The organism is Streptomyces sp. NPDC002130 (genome assembly GCF_040296465.1).
Taxonomy (GTDB): Bacteria; Actinomycetota; Actinomycetes; order Streptomycetales; family Streptomycetaceae; genus Streptomyces.
Genome location: NZ_JBEOXI010000600.1, coordinates 1 through 2,206 on the forward strand (window position 1 = coordinate 1; position 2,206 = coordinate 2,206).

A 2,206-nucleotide genomic window follows, 5' to 3' on the forward strand; every position below is an offset into this window, starting at 1 on the left:
AGCAGCCTTCACTGCTGCGTCGGCACTGAGTCGATTCTGAGTGACCACCGCCGAATCGCCAGTCGCAGCAGGCTGCTGCGTGGCAGAAATCGACGTCGTGCTCGATGCGTTCGCCACCGGCGTGTCGGTGGTCGAGCACGCGGCGCTGGCAAGGATCGCGACAACCGGAACGGCGACAGCGAGCGTACGGGGAAGTCGGGTGTAGATGCGGTGGTTCATGGCGGGCACACTTTCAGTCGAATGGTTCGAAACCGTCCACTACAGCGTCGCGTCCCGGCGCGGGTGCGCACATCGGGCGCTCGGGTGACGAACCGTGCCCCATCTGGTTGTCCGGATATCATCCGAATGGTTGATACGACGGCCTGGCGCCCTCCGTAATATTCGAGGGATGAGTAACGGAGCGATGAACGCCGACGCCGAACGCGGCCTACGCGGCCCGTTGGCGTGTGCGATCCACGCGTCGTTCTTCGTACTGTTGTCGACATCGGGAGTTCGGTACGTCACAGTCCACGGGACAAGCGGTCGGTTCGGGGTGGTGCTCGTTCTGGCCGGGGTTCTCGCCGTGCTCTACGCCGTCATGGCTACGGTGTCTTCGCGAGACGTGGTTCGCCAACGGCTGTGGATGTGGCCGGTACTGAGCACCTGGGCAGCACTGGTCTGGCTTGCACCGAGTTTCGCGTGGTGCGCGTTCCCCGTTCTCTTCCTCTGTATTCGCCTGTACCCGAGCAAGATCGCCTACCCACTCGTCGGGATCCTGGGCGTCCTCGCCGGTATCGCGTTCTACAGGGTCACCGGTCGTGCCGAATTGGTGACACTGCTCGGACCGCTGTGCACCGCGGCACTGGTCGCGGCAGCCTACGGGCAGATGGAACGAGATGCCCGAGAACGCCTTCGGCTTCTACGTCAGGTAGCAGAAGCGCAATCTGCATTGGCAGATACCGAACGTGCTGCCGGCGTTGCCGCTGAGCGAGAGCGCCTCGCGCGCGAAATCCACGACACCGTCACGCAGGGACTGGCGAGCGCCCTTCTTCGACTCGAGGCAGCCGAACAAACGTGGAACACAACGGGTTCGCCGTCTCGCGCCGATGTCGATGCCGCGGCAGAGAACATCCGCACGAGCCTGATGCAGAGTCGAGACCTCGTCCACGATCTGGCGCCGACCAAGGGCGGTACGGGCAACTTCGACGCCTTGGTCGTGTCCGCGGCCCGGCAGTTCGTCCCGGCCGTTCGGATCCGCACCGTCGGTGAAGCCGTCATCCTGCCCTCGGACGTAGCTCATGCCATCGTGCGAGTGGTCTCGAGCGCGTCCTCCAACATCGCCCACCACGCCCGCGCCGACACAGCGGGCGTGACGATCACGTATCTCGACGACTCCATCTCGGTAGACATCTTCGACGACGGCGTCGGCTTCGATCCGGGAAAGCTCGCCGACCATTCTCGGTACGGTGGATACGGCCTGCGTGCGATGCGAAGCCGCGTCGCACAGCTCGGCGGATCGTTCACCGTGGAAAGTGCACCGGGAGACGGCACCGTCGTCGCGGCCCAGTTCCCGCTCGAACGGAGGATCCGGTGACCACCATTCGCGTCTTCCTCGTCGATGATCACCTGGTGGTGCGCGCCGGGCTGAGAGCGCTGCTGGACACTCAGCCGGACGTCGAAGTAGTCGGCGAAGCATCGTCCGGCGAGGAAGCGGCCACGGCGATACAGTCGGCCTCGCCGGATCTGGTGATGATGGATCTGGACATGGGCACCGGCATGCACGGTGCAGAAGCGATCAAACGGCTTCGAAACGACGGTCTCGATGTTCCCGTCCTGGTTTTCACGACGTATGTCTCCGACGCCGACGTCGTACGGGCTGTCGACGCCGGCGCCATCGGTTACCTACTCAAGGACTCGACGCCCGACGAGATCTTCGGCGCGGTGCGCGGGGCGGTTGCCGGGCGCAGCGTCCTCTCCCCTACCGTCGCCTCCCGTCTCGTTCAGCAGATGCAGCGCCCACAGGAAGCGCTCACCGCCCGTGAGTCCGAACTACTGAGCCTGCTCGCCGAGGGGATGACCAACCGCGAGCTGGGTAAAGCACTCTTCATCAGCGAGGCGACGGTGAAAACCCACCTCGGGCACATCTACGCCAAGCTCGGTGTCGATACCCGCTCTGCCGCAGTCTCCGTCGCACTACGTCGCGACGGAATACGCTGACCTCGACAGC

At 64.5% G+C, this 2,206-nt stretch carries 3 protein-coding genes; 2 read left to right on the forward strand and 1 reads right to left on the reverse strand.

Features of this window, described 5'->3' with window-relative positions:
• The coding region (locus ABT116_RS43335; protein WP_351646262.1) for a hypothetical protein at positions 1–219 on the reverse strand (219 nt) is incomplete at its 3' end.
• Positions 220–403: 184 nt separating this feature from the next.
• Between ABT116_RS43335 and ABT116_RS43340 the strand changes: the two genes are divergently transcribed.
• Both ABT116_RS43340 and ABT116_RS43345 read left to right on the forward strand, forming a co-directional pair.
• Positions 404–1,573: a sensor histidine kinase gene (locus ABT116_RS43340; RefSeq protein ID WP_351646264.1), complete on the forward strand. Its 1,170-nt coding sequence runs from the start codon at positions 404–406 to the stop codon at positions 1,571–1,573.
• Positions 1,570–2,196, forward strand: coding sequence for a response regulator (locus ABT116_RS43345; RefSeq protein WP_351646267.1), 627 nt, complete (start codon positions 1,570–1,572; stop codon positions 2,194–2,196). Before ABT116_RS43340 ends, ABT116_RS43345 begins: the two co-directional genes overlap by 4 nt.
• The last annotated feature ends 10 nt before the right edge of the window (positions 2,197–2,206 follow it).